Raw genomic sequence first — 3,356 nt, 5'->3', positions numbered from 1 at the left:
CCGTGGTGCGCGGGCCGTAGCCGACCAGCACGGCGGTACGCCCACCCGGGGCGGGACCGCCGATCAGGCCCGGCTCGACCGCGCCCTCGGTCGGGGCCACCTCGACGGCGGCCAGCGAGGCCGCCGACGGGGTGGGCAGCGCGGAGGCCGGCGCACCGGTCGTCGACTCCTCGATCGGCCCGGCGCCCGGGTCGGTGTCGATCGCGATGATCGGCGTGCCGACCTCGACCGTGGTGCCCTCCGGGTGGAAGATCGCCTGCACCTGGCCGGCCCACTTCGCCGGGATTTCGACGGCCGCCTTGGCCGTCTCCACCTCGACGATCGGCTGGTTCAGCTCGATGACGTCGCCCACCTTGACCAGCCAGGAGAGGATCTCGCCCTCGGTCAGGCCCTCGCCCAGGTCGGGGAGGTTGAACTCCTTGATCCGTGACATGCCGCTCACCAGCCGAAGGTGCGGTCGACGGCGTCGAGCACCCGGTCGAGGTCGGGCAGGTACTCCTCCTCCACCCGGCTGGCCGGGTAGGGGGTGTCGAAGCCGGTGACGCGCAGCACCGGGGACTCCAGGGAGTAGAAGCACTCCTCGGTGATCCGGGCGGCGATCTCCGAGCCCAGGCCCAGGTTGCCCGGGGCCTCGTGCACGACCACGCAGCGGCCGGTGCGCCGGACCGACTCGTATGCGGCGGTCAGGTCCAGCGGCGAGAGCGTGCGCAGGTCGATGACCTCCAGCTGCCGGCCGTCCTCGGCGGCGGCGGTGGCCGCGTCCAGGCAGGTCCGCACCATCGGGCCGTACGCCAGCACGGTGGCGTCGGTGCCGGCCCGCGCCACCCGGGCGGAGTGCAGCGGGTACGCGTCCGCGAGCGGGGCGTCCAGGTCGACCGGGCCCTTCTCCCAGTAGCGCCGCTTGGGCTCCAGGAAGACGATCGGGTCGTCCGAGGCGATCGCCTGCTGGATCATCGAGTACGCGTCCTGCGGGTTGGCGCAGGTGACGACCTTCAGACCGGCGGTGTGGGCGAAGTACGCCTCGGGCGACTCGGAGTGGTGCTCGACCGCGCCGATGCCGCCGCCGAAGGGGATCCGGATGACCATCGGGATCCGGACCTTGCCCTGCGAGCGGTAGTGCATCTTCGCCACCTGCGACACGATCTGGTCGTACGCGGGGTAGACGAAGCCGTCGAACTGGATCTCGCAGACCGGGCGGAAGCCGCGGATGGCGAGGCCGACCGCGGTGCCGATGATGCCGGACTCGGCCAGCGGGGTGTCGATCACCCGCTGGTCGCCGAAGTCCTTCTGGAGCCCGTCGGTGATCCGGAAGACGCCGCCGAGCTTGCCGACGTCCTCGCCCATGATGACGACCTTCGGGTCGTTCTCCAGGGCCTTGCGCAGACCGGTGTTGAGGGCCTTGCCGAGGGTGAGCGTCTCCGTGGCCATCAGTGGGCGCTCCCCTCGAACGACTCCATGTACTTGCTGAACTGCGCCCGCTGCTCGTCGAGCTCGGGGGACCCGGTGGGGTAGACGTGGTCGAACATCGACACCGGCTCGGGGTTGGGCATGGCGAGCACCCGCTCGCGCAGGTGCACCGACTCGGTGCGGGCCTGCTCGTCGACGGAGGCGAAGAAGTCCGCGTCGGCGATCTGCTGGTTGGTCAGGAACGCCTTCATCCGGGCGATCGGGTCCTTGGCCTGCCAGGCCTCGACCTCGCTGGCGATCCGGTAGCGGGTCGGGTCGTCGGAGGTGGTGTGCGCCCCCATCCGGTAGGTGTACGCCTCGATCAGGCTGGGGCCCTGGCCGAGCCGGGCGTTGTCCAGCGCGTGCCGGGTCACCGCGTACGAGGCGAGCACGTCGTTGCCGTCCACCCGGACGCCGGGGAAGCCGAAGCCGCCCGCGCGCTGGTAGAGCGGGACGCGGGTCTGTCGCTCCAGCGGCTCGGAGATGGCGTACTGGTTGTTCTGGCAGAAGAAGACCAGCGGCGCGTTGAAGACGCTGGCCCAGACGAACGCCTCGTTGACGTCGCCCTGGCTGGTGGCGCCGTCGCCGAAGTAGGCGATCACCGCCTCGCCGTCGTCGGTGCCGGTCTTGCCGTCCATGGCGACACCCATGGCGTACCCGGTCGCGTGCAGGGTCTGCGCCCCGATCACGATCGTGTACATGTTGAACTTGAACTCGTTCGGGTCCCAGCCGCCCTGGTCGACGCCGCGGAACAGGCCGAGCGGCATGATCGGGTCGATGCCCCGGCAGTAGAGGACGCCGTGCTCCCGATAGGTCGGGAAGGCCATGTCCTGAGTGCGCAACGCGCGCCCCGAACCGACCTGCGCGGCCTCCTGGCCGAGCAGGCTGGCCCAGAGGCCCAGCTCGCCCTGGCGCTGCAGCGCGGTGGCCTCGGCGTCGAGCTTGCGGACCAGCACGAGGTCGCGGTAGAGCCCGCGGTACTCCTCGTCGGTGAAGTCGACGCGGTACTCGGTCCCGTCCGGGCCGATCGCGCTGTCGATCCGCTCACCGGTGGGGGTGAGCAGCTGTACGAGTTCCGGCTCGCCCGCCGCGGCGGTGCGCTTGGACCGGGGTGCGGCCCGCCGGCCGCGGCTGGTGACCCCGGGGTCGCCCTTTGCCATCCGTCTCTCCCTGTCGTGTCTGCGTCGGCGCCGGGGGTGACCCGTCCGCGCAACTCGTACGCCGGCCCGGCCGGTGCCGGGCTGGTTCCTGGCGGCCGCGCCTAGCCCCGGTGAGGGTTGCCGCGCGGCGGTGAGCCGGATTCGGGGAGGAACCCGGTTCGGGAGCCGGCGCCGAACCGTGCCTGCCGCGGGGTGCGCGGAGGTCGGCTGCGTTGCCGTCGTGCCTGAATGATTGCAGAGGAGGTGAGCGGTCCCACAGTATGGCCTCCCCCACCGGTCCCGTTCCGTCGTCTTCGCGACGCATTGACATATTTGTCCCTTGGAAGATTCACGGTGACGGACGTTTTGTGTGTCGACACGCTGTGGTCCCTGGTGAACTGAGCGTCACTGGTCCAAGCTGACCAGGGTGTCGGTAGGGCATTTCAAGCCGTATGTCCGTTTATGAAGCCGCCGGTGCCCGGTTGCTCGAAAAGTCGACGACGAGGGAGTTGTGCGGTGTCCGAGTCAGGTGACGGTCCTCCCGCCCCCATGCTCGGCCGGCACAGCGGCGGTGGCGGCTACCGGCGGATGATCGGGGCGCACCGCGCCCCCGGACCGGCCGGCCCCGGCCGCGGCTACCTCTTCACCGTGGCCCTGCTCGCCGGCACGGCGTCCCGCCCCCATGCTCGGCCGGCACAGCGGCGGTGGCGGCTACCGGCGGATGATCGGGGCGCACCGCGCCCCCGGACCGGCCGGCCCCGGCCGCGGCTA

General features: G+C 71.3%; 4 protein-coding genes. 1 reads left to right on the top strand and 3 read right to left on the bottom strand.

What is annotated here, in order from left to right:
• The 3 genes from JNW89_RS31870 to pdhA form a co-directional block, all read right to left on the bottom strand.
• Positions 1–433 (bottom strand): biotin/lipoyl-containing protein (locus tag JNW89_RS31870; protein WP_305070554.1); only part of this gene is annotated, 433 nt, incomplete at its 3' end.
• 5 nt (positions 434–438) lie between these two features.
• Positions 439–1,428 (bottom strand): alpha-ketoacid dehydrogenase subunit beta, encoded by a 990-nt coding sequence (locus JNW89_RS31865; protein ID WP_238451881.1) that lies wholly within the window; start codon positions 1,426–1,428, stop codon positions 439–441.
• Positions 1,428–2,606, bottom strand: coding sequence for a pyruvate dehydrogenase (acetyl-transferring) E1 component subunit alpha (gene pdhA, locus JNW89_RS31860; protein ID WP_179802546.1), 1,179 nt, complete (start codon positions 2,604–2,606; stop codon positions 1,428–1,430). Before pdhA ends, JNW89_RS31865 begins: the two co-directional genes overlap by 1 nt.
• Before the next feature lie 495 nt (positions 2,607–3,101).
• Here pdhA and JNW89_RS31855 point away from each other — a divergent pair.
• Positions 3,102–3,356 (top strand): hypothetical protein (locus tag JNW89_RS31855; RefSeq protein ID WP_238451880.1); only part of this gene is annotated, 255 nt, incomplete at its 3' end.

Source organism: Micromonospora sp. 4G55 (genome assembly GCF_016803375.1).
Note: the sequence above shows the minus strand (reverse complement) of the source record. Positions and strands in the feature narration are given on the sequence as shown.

Coding starts and splice junctions, on each gene's coding strand:
- JNW89_RS31865 (WP_238451881.1), bottom strand. CDS start 1,428: ATGGCCACGGAGACGCTCACCCTCGGCAAGGCCCTCAACACCGGTCTG.
- pdhA (WP_179802546.1), bottom strand. CDS start 2,606: ATGGCAAAGGGCGACCCCGGGGTCACCAGCCGCGGCCGGCGGGCCGCA.